Source organism: Zunongwangia pacifica, assembly GCF_023499215.1.
Classification (GTDB): domain Bacteria; phylum Bacteroidota; class Bacteroidia; order Flavobacteriales; family Flavobacteriaceae; genus Zunongwangia; species Zunongwangia pacifica.
Genome location: NZ_JAKHSK010000021.1, coordinates 66,871 through 82,551 on the forward strand (window position 1 = coordinate 66,871; position 15,681 = coordinate 82,551).

Below are 15,681 nucleotides of genomic sequence, written 5' to 3' on the forward strand. Positions count from 1 at the left end.
GGCGATTAATATTTCTTTTTAGAGATTATATTACCGGTAATTTGGCGCTGCTGGTTGCTCTTAAAACGTCCCGTTTCGAAATCTCTAAGCTTTTGATGTTTTGTTTTTCTACCCTGAACTCTGGCACGCCATTTTTTCCAGTTTTTGGGATGCATTTGTTCCTGCATAAATTTAATAACATCTTTCTCGGTAAGTCCAAATTGATATGCGATAGCTTCAAAAGTAGTACGATCTTCCCAGGCCATAGCAATGATCCTATCGATCTGTCTTTCAGATAGATTAATTTTTTCAGCAATTTTCATTATTCAACTTTTGTTTAAAGATAACGTGATAAAGTTGAACACAAAAATAATTATAATTTAATTTAGAATATAAGAAGTGTTTTTAATCATTTTAAAGCCACAGGTAAATACCACCGGACTAGCACTAATGGAATGTTTGGGAATCTTTGACTTCTTCAATTTTAGGAACTTTGCTTTAAAACTTCTACACTCTAGTTTTTTATCACTTAGCAATTTTCCTTTTTTGTTTTTTTGATAGGTAAGATGATTGGCAACAACAAAATTAGCTACACGGTATTCAATAAGGGTTTCGTTAAAAGCATCATTTTTCATAATTATCAACTTTGGAAAGAACACCTTGTAATTTAGTAAATTATTGTTTTTAACGCTTAATTTTTAACATTTTTAAATTTTAGAACATTGATTTTTGATGATATTTTATTTAATCCTTTTCTTTTTCAATTTTTTCGGCGATTAAATAATCTACGATTTCAGTATTAATTTCGGCACCTAATAAAATAATAAAGCAGGTGATGTAAAGCCAAAGCAACAGCACAACAACTGCCGAGATAGAACCATAAACCTCACCATAATTTCCGAAGTTACTCACGTAAAAGGAGAATCCATAGGAGGCCGTTAACCAAACAATTGTAGAGAACAGTGCTCCCGGGATGACCCATCTTGTTGCGGGTTTAGGGCGTGCCGGGGCAAATTTATAGACTAAGCATAAAAAAATACTCACCAAAAAGGCTAATATGAGCCAGCGAGACCAGCTTATTAAATTTTCCAGGCTTTCAGGTAATCCAATTTTATGAACCAATGCCGGAAAACCTACAATTAAGGTCATACTCAAAATAAGCATGGCGAGTCCGCCTATGGTAAAAATAGATGCCATTAGATATTGTTTAAAAATATTATGATCTTCTATGGTATCGTAAGCAATATCTACACCGGTTAATAAACCATTGGTACCTTTATTGGCACTCCAGATACTAAAAAGGATCCCAAACAGGGTTCCCCAGCCTAATTGATCACCGTGGGTTTCTAAAAACACATCTACACGTTGCTGTAAAACTTCAAAAGCCTGTTTAGGCATCATTGCCGAGAGTTCGTTAATCTGCCGTTGAATTTCCTGTGGATCTGTAGCTAATCCATACAAAGAGATTAATGCCATAATTGCGGGAAAAACGGCCAAAAATGCATAAAAGGCAACTCCGGCTGAAACAATACTTACCTTATCTGCACTAATTTCGTTTTTAACCTGTTTTATAACTTCCCACCAGCCTTTGGGTGAAAGTTTAAAAGGATTATGCTTATTCTTGGTATCTATGGCTTCTCTTTCCATTAAAATAATATTGGCTTTGTACAAAAATTAAAGATAAAATCAATCCTTGGTCATAATACCCTGTTAATTGTAGGTTTTTTAAATCCTAATCAGGATTCCATTTAGGGGCGTTTTATTATGATTAAAATCATAGTTCAAACGATCTAGTATTTGTAAATTAGTCATAAAATTAGTAGTTATGAGAACTGTGCTTTTGCCAACCGATTTTTCAGATAATTCTTATAATGCCATTAAATATGCATTGCAATTATTTAAAAATTCCAGAACCAAATTTATTCTTCTAAATACGCTGTATAATGCCGATTTTATTATCTACAGCAGTTTGTATGGCGTATATAAAGAGAATTCGCTTAAAAATTTATCTCGTTTTTTAAAGAAAATTGAAGAAGAATTCCCAAATAAGCTTCATGAATTCGAATTGGTTTCTACCTTTAAAATGCTGCACGAAGAGATTAAAGATCGTGTGGCCGAAGAGGCTATCGATTTGATTATTATGGGTACCGAAGGGGCGCAAGGTGGTAGCGAACTTATTTTTGGTACCAACACTGTTCACGCTATTAAAGTGGCTAAATGTCCTTTAATGGCCATTCCAGCAGGTGCCACTTATAAAGAACCAAAAAACATCTTGTTTCCTAACGATCTTAAATTAGACTTTTCTGAATACGATTTATGGTTTTTAAAAAGTATTGCAGAGCAGTTTGAGGCAAAAATCCATATTCTAAACGTGAGTTTTGGTAAAGATCTGGACGAGAAACAGCAGAAATCTAAAGAGGCACTTCAAAAATATTTTGATGATTACGGTTATATTTTTGGGCGCATTAACCGTGACAGCGTTATGGAAGCCTTGCAGGAGTACCAAAAGGAAAATCCTATAGAAATGCTGGTGATGGTTAAAAACAAGCATACGTTTATAGAAAAGCTGTTGTTTAGCTCTCTTGTACACGAGGTGGCATACAATGTAAAAATCCCGTTTTTAGTGTTGCCAACCGAAAATTATAAACGTCACGAAGTTTAATTTTCTATAAAATCAAATAAATATTTCGCATCATTTTTAATGCCTCCCAAAGTTGCAGATCCACGGGTGTGTAACCATGGGAGGCCTATAAAATAAAGACCTTTAGTGTTACTAACACCACGTTGATGTTTAGGGTAGCCCTCTTTGGTAAGCTCTAAGCCTTCTATCCAGCTAAAATTAGGTCGGTAGCCGGTTGCCCAGATGATATTGCTGATATCGGAGAGCTCTTTTTTTTCGGTAGAAATAATTTCATCTTCGGCGTCAATCGTTTTTCCAACGGCTTCTACGTTTTTTCGGGATAAAATCTCTTTCACATCGGTACCAATAATAGGCTGCCTGCTTTTATTAATTTTTTTCCCGATCCAGGAGTTTTTACTAAAACTCAAAAATCCTATTTTGGAAAACCACCACCACAAAGTTTTGCCCAGAAATTCCTGCGGAAGTACTTTTACATCTGTAGCACCTGAAAAATAAGTCTTTTGTCCTGATGCTGAAATTTCATCCAGGATCTGAAAACCAGAATCCCCCGCACCTACGACCAAAGTGTTCCCACTTTGTAATTGATCGGGGTTTTTATAATAATTACTATGAATTTGGACTATTTTAGCACTTAATTTTTTATGAAATGGCGGGGTGTACGGGATATGAAAAGGACCGGTAGCTACAATAACATTTTTAGCCTGAAATTGCTGCTGCTCTGTTTCAATAAAGAATATGGATTTTTCCTTTTTTATGGAAGTTACCAGTGTATTTAACTGAATTGGAAATTCGAAGTTTTCAGCATAGCTCTTAAAGTAATTGGCCACTTCGGTCTTAGAAGGATAATGTCCTTTTTTGGCAGGGAAATCCATACCGGGTAAATGATTAAACTCTGTTGGAGTAAATAATTTTAGGGAATCCCAACGGTTAAGCCAGGACGCACCAATTTCTTCTTCTTTGTCTAAGATAAGAAATTGATAGCCAGACCTTTTAAGGTAATAGCTCATGGCAAGCCCAGCCTGTGCCGCCCCAATAATTATAAAATCGAACATGCTTTGTTTTTATATAATCTTCTTAATCGATGTAAACTTAAGTATTATATAAAAAAAACCTTGTTTTTCAATTATTTATTTGGAAATATATATCGTAAATTCATATTTAATTAGAAGTTGATAATTTATGAAACCCTATATCCTTGCAGAAACCAACTGGAAAAAAGTAAAAGAAGAGCACTACGAAATAGCTATTTTACCCTGGGGCGCTACCGAGGCTCATAATTATCATTTACCCTATGCAACCGATAATATCGAAGCCGATGGCGTAGCCAAAGAAAGCTGCCGTAAAGCCTGGGAGAAGGGGGGTAAAGTATTATTGCTGCCCACCATTCCTTTTGGGGTAAATACCGGGCAAATGGATATCCCTTTTTGTATGAATTTAAATCCTTCTACACAATATGCGATTTTAAAAGATGTAGCCCAGGTATTAAATCATAGCGGAATAAAGAAGCTGGTTATTTTTAATTCACACGGTGGGAATCATTTTAAACAAATGATACGGGAACTAAGTTTAGCGTTTCCAGATATTTTTACCTGTACGTTAAACTGGTTTCAGGCTTTAGATGCTAAATCTTATTTTGATGATCCCGGTGACCATGCTGGAGAATTAGAAACATCGGTAGTGATGTATTTAAAACCACATCTTGTTTTACCATTGGAAGAAGCTGGCGATGGAGCCGCTAAAAATTATAAAATAAAAGGTTTAAGAGAAGGATGGGTGAGTAGCCAGCGGCAATGGACAAAAGTTACCAGAGATACTGGAGTAGGAAATCCTAAAAAAGCAACAGCCGAAAAAGGAAAAAAGTTTGTTGAAGCGGTCACCACCAAAATCGCAGATTTTCTTGTAGAATTGCATCATGCAGATGTAAATGATCTTTATGAATAATGCTTAAATCTTTAATATACATTTTTAGCTTTTTATTTTTGGGAGAATTGATCCATTATTTTTTAGCCATTCCTATTGCAGGAAATATTATTGGGATGCTTCTTATTTTTTTGGCCTTGTTTTTTAAACTTATAAAGCTGGAGGACGTAAAACCAGCCTCTGATTTTTTGGTAAAATACCTGATGGTTTTCTTTATCCCATACGGAGTAGGATTAATGGTTTATGTGAATCTTATTGCAGCGTATTGGGTTCCCGTTAGCCTTGCCATGATCTTAAGTACATTGTTATCGCTTTATATTACCGGAGCGATTTATCAAAAATTGGATAAAAAATGAAAGCATTTTTTGCCCTTCCTATTTTTGGAGTTACCCTCACTTTAGTCGCCTACTTTCTTTCGGGGAAATTAAAAGATAAATTTAATCTTGTCCTTTTTAATCGGGTTTTGGTTTCAGCGGTATTGATCATTGGGGTGTTGCTGCTTTTTAATATTGATTTTGAAACCTATAATAACGGCGCGAAGTATATCAGTTTTTTCTTAGGACCATCGGTGGTTGCTTTAGGGGTGACTTTGTATGAGAAATTAGAGGAAATGAAAAGGGATTTAAGCGTATTTCTTATTTCGGTTTTTGTCGGTGGTGTTGTAGGTATCTTTTCGGTAATACTATTTTTAATGCTTTGGAATGCTCCTGAAATTCTTAGTCGGTCGCTAGCATCCAAATCAGTAACAACGCCTATTGCTATAGAAATCACCAAAATAACTGAAGGTATTCCAGAGATTACCGCCGGGATCGTGATTATTACCGGAATATTAGGGAATGCTTTTGGACCATTTATACTTCAAAAATTAGGAGTGAAAAACAATAAAGCTGTCGGAACGGCATTGGGTACAGCAGCTCACGGTATCGGTACGGCAAGAGCATTTGAAATTAGTGATTCCGCAGGAACTTATAGCGGATTAGCAATGTGCTTTAATGGTATTATTACCGCGTTATTAGCCCCTTATATTTTAGATTGGCTACTTACTTTTAGTCAGTAGAAAAGATTAAAGAAGATACTCCTTAAAATTAGAAACGGTACTGATTTTCGTTGTTTATCATTATCTTGAATAGTATCTTCCAGGATATTTGCAAACGCTGGAAGAAATAATTTGTCCTACTTTTTTATATTTTGATAGTTATTTCTTAAATATTAAAATCTCTTCATTTAAGAAGACCTCCTGTTCTAAGTTTTTTGGTGTAAGTATTTGTTTTTTATGATGTTAAGGGTTTTTGTTGGGTTCGATATAGGCTTTTATAAGGGGTGTTTTCTAAAATTATAGATGTTAATGCTTTAATTTTAAGCAAAGGACGAAACTTTCTCCTAAAAAGATTTAGGTTGTCTATTTGATTGAAAATATGTAATTTAACCTGATTTTCGACCACATGTATGATAGGACCAAACGATTCTTCTGAAGCCGAGTTTAAGAGAATTCTCGAAGTTTCTCAACTAGATCTGGATTACCAGAACCTACAGGAAATGTTTAAAAATTTAACGCAATTAGCTTCAAGTATTACGGGAGCCGAATTGTCTTTAGTGAATATTTTAGATTCCTATTGGCAGTGGTCTATTGCAGCCAACGGTATGGGGCCTGTAGTAATGCGTAGGGAACAATCGGTTTGCCAATATACCATAGGAGAAGAAGATTCTTTGGAAGTGAAAAATTTTAGGGATAGCGAACAGTTTAATGTCCCGCTTGGTGAAAAGTATGGTTATTATTTTGGAGTGCCTTTACGAACTTCGGGAGGAAATGCCATTGGTGCCCTTTGTATTATCGATGAGGTTGGGCATAGTTTGGATAAAAATCAGCAGCAAGCCCTAAAGCTTATTGGTGCTGAAATTGTTGAAAAACTGGAAGGAATGAAAAAAATGGCCGATGTTAATCGTCGTTTTCACGATATGCATTCGGCACAACGGGAACTGGGCTATGATCTTAGAGGTCCCGTAAGTGGAATTTTAGGATTAAGTAAGCTCGCTGAAGATGAGAATGAGGTGACGGTTTTAAAACAGTATTTGCAGCTCACTGGGCACAGCAGCACAGAGCTTTTGGATATCATTAGTGATATTTTAGAGAAAAACAGCAATGATTTTTTAGAATATGCCAAAGCCAGTATTACGATAAACCAATTAAAGCATAAATTACTGGATTTGTATAATGGTTTAGCAACAGCTAAAAATGTCTCACTACATATAGAATTGTTGCCGGGAAATCACAATTTCAAATTTTCACGACAAAAAATCATTCAAATTTCTGGGAATCTTATTTCTAATGCTATTACTTATGCTAATGAAGGTTCAGCAATTAAAGTGATTATAGGATTAAAAAACAGCAGCACTTCAGACCTTGCGAAACTTAGTGTAGAGGTTGAAGATGGATCAACCTTTCTTCAGCAAGAAGCTATTGATGATATTATGAATTCATCAATGCAAGCTCAAGAAGGCTTGGTTGGTGAAGATCATTATGGACTTGGATTAAAACTTGTACGACATTTAGTGCTTGAAATGGGAGGGCAAATTGACATTAATTCCGAAGAAAATAAAGGAACAACATTTACGGTTTCGATCCCCAGATATATTTAAGACTTAATAACTAAAGAGATATTCCCTGTAACTCCATCCTTTATAGATAAAAAGGATAAAGAAAATTAGCGCGACCATAAATTCCATAAAAGTAGAAGCTAAAAAGCCTATAAAACTACCGTAAGCAGCCCGCAATGCAGTTTTAGAATCAGATTTATTTACGATTTCACCAATAAAAGCACCAACAAAAGGGCCAATTAAAATCGCAAAAGGAATAGGAGCGAAGATCCCTACAACCAGACCAATGGTGGTGCCAATCATGCCTGCTTTGCTGCCCCCATATTTTTTGGTGCCCATGGCCGGAATCATAATTTGCAGGGCATACATCGCGATAGCGACCACCAGTGTGATGCCTAAAAACCAATAATCAACTTCGATCCCCGGTATAATGTAAAAAAATAATAGTCCCAGCCAGCTAATTGGAACGCCGGGCAAAACCGGTAAAACGCTACCAATTATACCAACGACTAGACAAATAACAGATAGCGTAATAAGAAGTATCGTCATGCTAAAATTTATGGCTTAAGTTATACAATTTTAATACTAAGTTTATTTTAAGAAATCGAGTGTTTTAAAGTAAAGCTTTTAAAAACTGCTTCACCTGTGTGATACTTTCCAGGCGATAATCGGCATAAGAATCATTGCCATGTTCTCCCACCAAGATCCCAATGCCGTTTTCCATTTCCCTAAAGGCATCTTCATCTGTAGTATCGTCCCCCAGATAAATTGAAAATGGATTTTCCTGATCGCTTAATTCCTTCCGTAGAAAATTAACTGCTTTTCCTTTATGCCAGTCGATATTCGGTTTTATTTCAACTACTTTTTTACCATCTCCCTTATGCAGTTTTGGGTAATTTGCAATCGTATTTTCTATAATGTTATGAAATGCTGATATTTTTTCCTGGGTAACCTGGCGATAGTGGATGGCCAGCGTGAATTTTTTACGCTCAAATCGAACACCCTCTATATCGTTTAATTCCTGCTGAAGTTTTTGCTCTATTTCGTCAAAAACCGGAAGCATTTTTTCAGCCTCTTCATTATCCTTTTCAAAATTGTTAGGTCCTGCAATTTCAAAACCATGACTACCGGCGTAATAAATATCGGCAAGCCCAACTTTATCACGAACATCGCTTAAACCACGGCCACTAACTACGGCAATCGCATAGTTGTTAGATAATTCATTTACAATTTTTTTGGTTTCCTCATCCATCCCGGCATCTTCATGGTTTTCTACAATTGGCGCCAGGGTACCATCAAAATCTAAAAAAATAAGCGGTTTGTTGTGGCTGAATTTTGATTGTAATTCTTCCAGATTTTCTATCGCCGAGTCTAATAGCTTCGGGTCTCGCAAAGTTTTCATAACAGGTATTTATAGCGCTAATAATTTGTAAGTCAAGATAGAACTTTTACAAACTATTTATGTTAGTTTTCTATTAAAGTTGAACTGAAATGTAAATTTATAGAACGGTTTAGCAGGTTCTTTTGAGAACTGCCAGAATGTTAAAGTTATAGTTTTATAACTAACAGATTAGTTTAAACTAAATAATTAGTTTATATTAGCATTGTCAATCAATAAAATAATTTCAATCAAAACTGTACAAAAGGTCTTTGTATTACATTTTATTTCTAAAAGGCCATAGCGTATTTAGGGATCCATAATCCAAAAGATCCTATCAATAAAATAAAAACAATGAAGCAGTTAACAAAAGCAGAAGAAGAAATTATGCAAATTCTCTGGCAATTAAAAGAAGCCAATGTTGCCACAATTATTGAGGAAATGCCCGAACCAAAACCGGCATACAATACGGTTTCTACCATTGTAAGGATTTTGGAAAATAAAGAATTTGTAGACCATCGTAAAAAGGGGAAAGGATACATCTACTTTCCTATTGTCGCGAAAGACACCTATAGTGACCAAAGTATGACCAAACTTATTAACAACTATTTTAATGGATCTTTTAAAAGTATGGTTTCCTTTTTTATGAAGAAAAACGAAATGGACACTAAAGATTTAGAGGCCATTTTAAAAGAAATTAATAAAGACGATAAATAATCATGTTACAGTATGTACTTCAGATGATCATTTTTCAACTGGCATTTTTGCTGGTGTATGAATTGTTTCTAAAAAAAGAAACCTTTTTTACTGCAAACCGTTGGTATCTTTTGCTAACACCTGTACTATCCTTAGTATTACCATTCGCAAGTTTTACCGCGTTATCTGAAGTTGTACCCGCATCGGCCATTACGGCGTTTAGTAATACTATAAAATTACCCGAGATTTTTATCGGCGCTAACCAGTCGCAAGTAGAACAGTTGCCTACAGTTCATATTAAAGCCGAACAGGCAAATACAATAAACTGGTGGCTGGTAATTTATGCTTTGGGTAGTTTAACCAGTCTGCTTTTATTCCTAAAAAAATGGCGAGTTATAGGAAAGCTATTTCAGTTTAAAGCTGAAATCAAAAAGGACTTTAGGATTGTTGAAATTCCTAATTCCAGAATGGCGTTTACTTTTTTAAAAACCATTTTTCTGGGAAGCGACATTTCAGCAGAAGAACGCGAACAAATTTTGGTACATGAACTTATTCATGTATCCCAAAAACATAGTCTGGATTTACTCTTTTTCGAGGTTCTAAAAGTAGTATTCTGGTTTAATCCGTTTGTGTATATTTTTCAGCATCGAATAGCGGCACTACATGAGTTTATCGCCGATGAAGCCGTTGTGAAAAGAACTTCTAAAAAATACTATTTCAATCAGTTGCTTAATAGCGCTTTTGATACTCAGAATCTCTCATTTACCAATCAATTTTTTAATCAATCATTAATCAAAAAACGAATAGTTATGTTACAAAAACAAAAATCAAAAACCATCGCAAAATTCAAGTTTTTACTTGTGGTTCCTTTGTTAGCTATGATGCTTATATATGTTTCGTGTTCAGATGAAGAAGCAACAATTACAAAAGAAAGTCCTGCGGAAAGTTTTAACCAGATCATTGCCAGTATAGAAACTAGAGACGATTTATCTTCTAAAGAAAAAGAAGCCTTAATTAATGCTTTAAACGAGGTAGAAGCAAAAATGAAAAATGGCCAAAACATAGAAGATATTTTAACCGAAAATGAAATTCAAAATTTAAAAGGCCAGCCGGCTAACAGTGATATGGACATTCCTTTTGCTGTTATTGAACAAGTTCCTGTTTTTCCTGGATGTGAAGATCTAAAAAGTAATGAGGCCCGTAAGGAATGTATGTCTCAAAAAATAATGGAATTTGTTGGAGAAGAGTTTAATACGGATATTGGTAAAGGAGTGTTAGAAGAAGGAGCTATTGGGCGAGTAATCGTACAGTTTAGAATAGATGAAACTGGAAATATTCGTGATATAAAAGCCAGAGGTCCGGTGCCAGAATTAGAAGAAGAAGCCAAAAGAGTGGTGAATTCCATTCCACAAATGACGCCAGGTAAGCAAAGAGGAAAAGCGGCAAGTGTTATTTATTCGCTGCCAATTGCTTTCCAAAATGGAGGGGATACTTCTGGAGTAGCCGGAAAATCAGATGGTTCTGTGCCGCCGCCGCCAGCACCGGCTTCAAAATAATATAAAGAAGAACTATGGGACTGCCCATTTTCGGGCAGTTTTCACTTAAAAATTAAAAGATGTTGCAGTATAGTATTCAGGTTATTGTATTCCAGTTGTTATTTTGGTTGGTGTACGAGGTTAGTTTAAAGCGAACCACTTTTTTCACCTATAATCGTTGGTATTTATTGCTTTCTTTTAGTTTGGCGTTAATTTTACCGTTACTGAAATTTAATCTGTTTTACGATTGGATTTCACCAGAACGGCTTAGCGTTTTTAAGGCACAACAAATTTTAGAACTGACCGCCCCGGAAACTAAAATAGAAGCATCCCGAAATTCGATAATTTCGAAGCCTGCTTTTATAAACTGGTGGATGATAACCTATGCGACTGGTGTTGGTATAAGCGCTATTCTATTAAGTTTGAAATTGTTTAAATTGAAGTCACTTTTTACTAAAAACCTTAAAAGTACTGAAGAGCAATTTAGGATTATCCAGCTACCACAAACAAAAACTGCTTTTACCTTTTTTAAGACCATTTTTCTGGGAAATGAGCTTTCAGCATCAGAGCGAGATCAGATCCTGGTGCACGAAAAAGTGCATGCTAAACAATTACATAGCCTGGATTTGCTATTCTTTGAGGTTTTTAAGATCATTTTTTGGTTTAATCCATTGGTGTACGTTTACCAGTCTAAAATTGCGATGATCCACGAGTATCTTGCAGATAACGAGTCGGTAAAAAAGACTTCGAAATCTAACTATTTTCAGCATTTATTAAATGCAAATTTTGGTAGTGAAGATCTTATCTTTTCCAGCCATTTTCTTAATAATTCATCATTAAAAAAACGCATCAAAATGATACAAAAAAAACAAAGCCGTTCTTTGGCTAAACTTCAATATTTAATAGCTATTCCGTTAACTTTTGCCATGTTGGTTTTTGTGGCCAATGTTTCAGCAAATACGATTCAAAATAAGGTCTCTGAAGCGATATCAACTTCCAAAGCAAACAAAAATAGTACAGTAGTCCCCACTGAAAGAATTACTGAAAACAGCGAAAATCTGCCGATAGATATACCTTTTGCCGTGGTAGATCAAATTCCCCTTTTTAAGGGCTGTGAAGATGTTGCAGAAGCAGACCAAAAAAAATGTACCGTGCAAAAGATCAGCGATTTTGTTGATGACAAAATCAATAAAAATCTAAGTGAGGAGCTGAAAAATAAAGAGATGCAACGAATTGTTGTTCAGTTTAAAATTTCTGCTTCAGGAAACGTCGAAGCGGCAAGGGCAAGGGCGATTAATGCCGGCAATGATCGTGAAGCTTTAGAAATGGCCACGGTTAAGGCTGTAGAAGCGCTTCCGCAGTTTATCCCGGGAGAACATAAGTCTGAAAAAGTAAATGTGATTTATTCGCTACCAATTATTTTAAATGGAGGGGCTAAATGAGAAGCTTAATACTGTTATGTGTAGGAATTTTCACTTTCCAAAATCTATCCGCACAATCCAATGCCAAAATTGCCGATAGTTTATATGCCGTAGGGAAATATGAAGAGGCGGTTTTGTTGATGGAAAAAGAAGATACTTCTTCAGTAAAAATACTAGTCGATCTCGCAAAATATTATAAAGCGAATAGCGACAATAAAAAGGCCCTAAAAACCTATAAAAAGATCCTGGATTTAGATTCCAGCCGAGTACTTACCGCTTTAAATTATGGAGAAACACTTTTAAGTTTAAATGAATTAAAGAAAGCTGATAGCTTGTATGAAAACCTAAATCTTCGTTATCCTGAAAATGCGCAATTTTATTATTCCAGAGGGCTGGCCAATGAGCGAATGGGTAATGATAGTCTGGCTTTAGATCTATTCAAAAAAACGCATAAATTCGACCAATATCACCAAAATGCTTTGTATAAATTATCCAAAGAAAGTCTTCGTAACAAAGATTATCAGCAGGCATTGGTGTATACAGCGATGGGCTTATCCAAAAATGAGAAGAATGTTTCGCTACTTTCCATAACTGCACAAACCTATTCAGCAATGGCGGTATTTTACGAAGCTATTCCGCATTACGAAAAGCTTATTGAGTTGGGACAGGGAAATGAATTTATTCATACCAAATTGGCTTACGCTTACTATAAAGATGGTGATTTTGATAAGGCTATTGAAAATTATAAGGAGGCTTTGTTATATGAACCCGGAAATTCTTCGACACATTTTTTGTTAGGAAAAATGTATTCATTAACGAAAGATTTTCAGCATGCAGAACAACATCTATTAATGGCCATAGAAATTAAAGATCAGCCTATGGACGCTGAATATTTTTCTTTGGCATTAACTTATAAGCATCTGGAAGAATACAAAAAGGCATTCGATTGGTTTCAAGAAACCTTAAAAGAAAATCCAGATCATATAAGGGCAATGTACGAGCGTGCCGTGGCGGGTGATAATTATTTTAAAGATATCGATACTATAATCAATTATTACCAGGCGTTTTGGGATAAGTACTACGAAAAAGACCCAAATTATTTAGCTGAAGGAATGCTGTATCTTACTAAAAACCGAATAAGCGATCTTAAGAAAAAGAAACATTTAGCAGCTGAAAAAGCTTCTGAAGAAAATGAAAAAGATCAATTGAAGGATTCTTTAGCTGAAGCAGATACCAGCGATATTTCTGAACAAAAAAATAGTATAAAAATCATCTAATCTTGGGGTTAAGCGCAATTTGATTATTTTTGAGGCCAGAAGCTGAAGATTGAATGAAAAGAAGTTTACTTGAAAATGGAGAAGAGGAAGTGAAAACACCTTTCTCACTGCAAAAAAAATACTGTGGGAAATATAAAAAAGGTATAGCCCGATGGAGTTTTTTTTCAGCTTTAGCTTTGATATTGATTTCCTGTAATTTTGAAACCAAAAAGATTTCTTCAGAAGAGGTTTTGGAACAGGAATCAAAATCCCTTAATTGGAAGGAAGTCGATGAATATCCGGCATTCGAAGAATGCCAGCAGGAAACCGAATTGATTGCTGCCAGAAATTGTTTCGAAACTGCCGTGGCCAAAAACATTTATGCCTATTTAGAGCAACAACAGCCAGTAGTAAGCAAAAGTATCGACGACACGATTTACATTTATCTTGAAGTCACTAAAACCGGAAAACCAGAGATCGATTCAATTTCAGCTATCGATAGCACAGTGACCAATCAATTACCAAAAATTGAGAACTGGTTACGAGAAAGTATCGATTCTTTGCCTAAAATATATCCAGCCAGTAAACGCGGTATTCCCGTTTCTACAGCCTTTAAAATGCCGATTGTCATTAAAGCAGAGTAAGCTTAAAAGCAGGGTTTATTTCCATAAGGATTCTGATCATGGTCGATGGTATAATGAAATTTCTTTCCATCTTTTCCTCTTATATACGTAACGTAATCCCAAACTCCAGAATGAGTAAGTTTATAAGTTCCATTTACTTCGTCCTTATAAATTTCGTCGTAATAATTAACAATTGTAGGATGAGCTCCACCTTCAGAATATTCTTCTTTAGTATGTTTTAGATGAATACTTTCCTGTTGCCCTTCATATTTTACTTTTTGGGCGATATCATTTTCATCAAATTCAATCCAGATTCTTTTCTCTTTATTATCATCAAAAGTATAGCAAATATATTTCGGGTCATTTTTAATAGCACTGGTTTCCAATTTAGTGATAATCGAATCCTTATCTACCGTTGTATTAGCCTGTACTTCTTTCACTTCTTTTTCAGCTTCTTGTGATGGGCTGTTATTCTTGTTTTTGCAAGCCACAAAAAGAGTTAAGGCAGTGATAGCTATTGAAGTTATTTTTCTAAGTGTCATTTTTTTATTGGCATCGCCAAAGGGTTTAATACCCCGTCCCGATAGCTATCGGGATGCCTCGGAATTGAAATTTTATGTCTATTGAATGCTTCGTGGGCTTGCCCCGAGGTAGTTTACTTATTAGTCGTGATTGCCAATAATCACATTCCATTTTCTAACAGAATATTCTTTAATGAGTCCGTTTTTATAATAAGGATCATTTTCGGCGAAATTCTTGGCAGTTTCTTCAGATGCAGCTTTAAAGATAAAAACAGCTTTATCTGCAGGATTATCCAACGCACCGGCCATCACGATTTCCCCATTTTCCTGGCCTTTTTTTGCCATACCCAAATGTTCTTCGCGGTACTTACCACGTTCTTCTAAATAAGAATCCACAAGGTGATAAGTTAAGATGTAGTAATTCATAAGCCTGTTTTTGGTTAAAGATAAGGAATAGATTTTAAGAGACAAGAGACAAGAGACAAGAGACAAGAGAGACAGGAAATTTATTTTGAATTTTGAATGTAAAAGTGATGTGATCTCGACCCTGTGGAGAAATCTTTTTTGAGTCAAGAAACTAGAAGCAGAAAACAAGAATGCATTATTTTAAATTTTGAATGCTAATGGCTGCCAGTTTTAAAATGTAGCAAAGTCATTGAATCTCCCAGTCATCTCGACCCTGTGGAGAGATCTTTTTGAATTTAGAAGTTAGAATATGGAAAAGATACGAGAGGCGAGATACAGGAAACTTATTTTGAATTTTGAATGTAAAAGTGATGTGATCTCGACCCTGTGGAGAGATCTTTTTTGAGTCAAGAAACTAGAAGCAGAAAACAAGAATGCATTATTTTAAATTTTGAATGTTGAATTTTGAATGCCAATGGCTGCCAGTTTTAAAATGTAGCAAAGTAATTGAATCTCCCCAGTCATCTCAACCCTGTGGAGAGATCTTTTTTGAATTTAGAATTTAGAATGTGGAAAAGAGACGAGAGCCAGGTGTACGTCCCTGATATAGGTTGACCATAACAGGTTAAATCTATGAAGTCAACAATCAAATTAATTCAAAAGTCCCGTAAGTATTCAGAGGCTTTTAAAAAATCTATTGTAAAAGATTTT

General features: G+C 35.3%; 18 protein-coding genes. 10 read left to right on the top strand and 8 right to left on the bottom strand.

Annotated features, from left to right (window positions below):
• Window positions 1–5: 5 nt before the first annotated feature.
• From L1967_RS14400 to L1967_RS14410, 3 genes are all read right to left on the bottom strand, one after another.
• Window positions 6–302, bottom strand: a complete 297-nt coding sequence (locus L1967_RS14400; RefSeq protein WP_249602204.1) for a TIGR03643 family protein — start codon at window positions 300–302, stop codon at window positions 6–8.
• A gap of 57 nt (window positions 303–359) precedes the next feature.
• On the bottom strand, window positions 360–614 hold the full coding sequence (locus tag L1967_RS14405; RefSeq protein WP_249602205.1) for a hypothetical protein: 255 nt from the start codon (window positions 612–614) through the stop codon (window positions 360–362).
• A gap of 109 nt (window positions 615–723) precedes the next feature.
• Window positions 724–1,626: a YihY/virulence factor BrkB family protein gene (locus tag L1967_RS14410; RefSeq protein ID WP_249602206.1), complete on the bottom strand. Its 903-nt coding sequence runs from the start codon at window positions 1,624–1,626 to the stop codon at window positions 724–726.
• Between the two features lie 178 nt (window positions 1,627–1,804).
• On the opposite strand from L1967_RS14410, the gene L1967_RS14415 reads away from it, so the two are divergent.
• Window positions 1,805–2,641, top strand: a complete 837-nt coding sequence (locus L1967_RS14415; protein WP_249602207.1) for a universal stress protein — start codon at window positions 1,805–1,807, stop codon at window positions 2,639–2,641.
• Here L1967_RS14415 and L1967_RS14420 read toward each other — a convergent pair.
• A complete protein-coding gene (locus L1967_RS14420) occupies window positions 2,638–3,672 on the bottom strand; it encodes a flavin-containing monooxygenase (RefSeq protein ID WP_249602208.1) in 1,035 nt (344 codons plus the stop codon). The genes L1967_RS14415 and L1967_RS14420 overlap by 4 nt on opposite strands.
• Before the next feature lie 127 nt (window positions 3,673–3,799).
• Here L1967_RS14420 and L1967_RS14425 point away from each other — a divergent pair, with 127 nt between their 5' ends.
• The 4 genes from L1967_RS14425 (at window position 3,800) to L1967_RS14440 (ending at window position 7,177) form a co-directional block, all read left to right on the top strand.
• Window positions 3,800–4,561, top strand: a complete 762-nt coding sequence (locus L1967_RS14425) for a creatininase family protein (RefSeq protein ID WP_249602209.1) — start codon at window positions 3,800–3,802, stop codon at window positions 4,559–4,561.
• On the top strand, window positions 4,561–4,896 hold the full coding sequence (locus L1967_RS14430) for a CidA/LrgA family protein (RefSeq protein WP_249602210.1): 336 nt from the start codon (window positions 4,561–4,563) through the stop codon (window positions 4,894–4,896). Before L1967_RS14425 ends, L1967_RS14430 begins: the two co-directional genes overlap by 1 nt.
• Complete coding sequence (locus L1967_RS14435; RefSeq protein WP_249602211.1) at window positions 4,893–5,597, top strand: LrgB family protein; 705 nt, start codon at window positions 4,893–4,895, stop codon at window positions 5,595–5,597. The genes L1967_RS14430 and L1967_RS14435 overlap by 4 nt, the downstream gene beginning before the upstream one ends.
• A 389-nt stretch (window positions 5,598–5,986) precedes the next feature.
• Window positions 5,987–7,177, top strand: coding sequence for a GAF domain-containing sensor histidine kinase (locus L1967_RS14440; protein ID WP_249602212.1), 1,191 nt, complete (start codon window positions 5,987–5,989; stop codon window positions 7,175–7,177).
• Window positions 7,178–7,180: 3 nt separating this feature from the next.
• Here the strand turns inward: L1967_RS14440 and L1967_RS14445 are convergent, their stop codons facing one another.
• Both L1967_RS14445 and otsB read right to left on the bottom strand, forming a co-directional pair.
• Entirely contained in the window at window positions 7,181–7,684 is a 504-nt protein-coding gene (locus tag L1967_RS14445) for a DUF456 domain-containing protein (protein WP_249602213.1), read from the bottom strand.
• A 64-nt stretch (window positions 7,685–7,748) separates the two neighbouring features.
• Window positions 7,749–8,537: a trehalose-phosphatase gene (otsB, locus tag L1967_RS14450; protein WP_249602214.1), complete on the bottom strand. Its 789-nt coding sequence runs from the start codon at window positions 8,535–8,537 to the stop codon at window positions 7,749–7,751.
• Window positions 8,538–8,867: 330 nt separating this feature from the next.
• Between otsB and L1967_RS14455 the strand changes: the two genes are divergently transcribed.
• From L1967_RS14455 to L1967_RS14475, 5 genes are read left to right on the top strand one after another with little or no spacing between them, the layout of a single operon-like run.
• Complete coding sequence (locus L1967_RS14455; RefSeq protein WP_249602215.1) at window positions 8,868–9,230, top strand: BlaI/MecI/CopY family transcriptional regulator; 363 nt, start codon at window positions 8,868–8,870, stop codon at window positions 9,228–9,230.
• A gap of 2 nt (window positions 9,231–9,232) precedes the next feature.
• A complete protein-coding gene (locus tag L1967_RS14460) occupies window positions 9,233–10,765 on the top strand; it encodes a M56 family metallopeptidase (protein WP_249602216.1) in 1,533 nt (510 codons plus the stop codon).
• A 59-nt stretch (window positions 10,766–10,824) separates the two neighbouring features.
• Complete coding sequence (locus L1967_RS14465; RefSeq protein ID WP_249602217.1) at window positions 10,825–12,186, top strand: M56 family metallopeptidase; 1,362 nt, start codon at window positions 10,825–10,827, stop codon at window positions 12,184–12,186.
• Complete coding sequence (locus L1967_RS14470) at window positions 12,183–13,442, top strand: tetratricopeptide repeat protein (protein ID WP_249602218.1); 1,260 nt, start codon at window positions 12,183–12,185, stop codon at window positions 13,440–13,442. Before L1967_RS14465 ends, L1967_RS14470 begins: the two co-directional genes overlap by 4 nt.
• 53 nt (window positions 13,443–13,495) lie before the next feature.
• Window positions 13,496–14,065, top strand: coding sequence for a hypothetical protein (locus L1967_RS14475; protein ID WP_249602219.1), 570 nt, complete (start codon window positions 13,496–13,498; stop codon window positions 14,063–14,065).
• A gap of 2 nt (window positions 14,066–14,067) precedes the next feature.
• Here the strand turns inward: L1967_RS14475 and L1967_RS14480 are convergent, their stop codons facing one another.
• Together L1967_RS14480 and L1967_RS14485 are read right to left on the bottom strand one after the other, a co-directional pair.
• A complete protein-coding gene (locus tag L1967_RS14480; RefSeq protein WP_249602220.1) occupies window positions 14,068–14,586 on the bottom strand; it encodes a hypothetical protein in 519 nt (172 codons plus the stop codon).
• A 120-nt stretch (window positions 14,587–14,706) separates the two neighbouring features.
• On the bottom strand, window positions 14,707–14,991 hold the full coding sequence (locus L1967_RS14485) for a YciI-like protein (RefSeq protein WP_249602221.1): 285 nt from the start codon (window positions 14,989–14,991) through the stop codon (window positions 14,707–14,709).
• Between the last annotated feature and the right edge of the window lie 690 nt (window positions 14,992–15,681).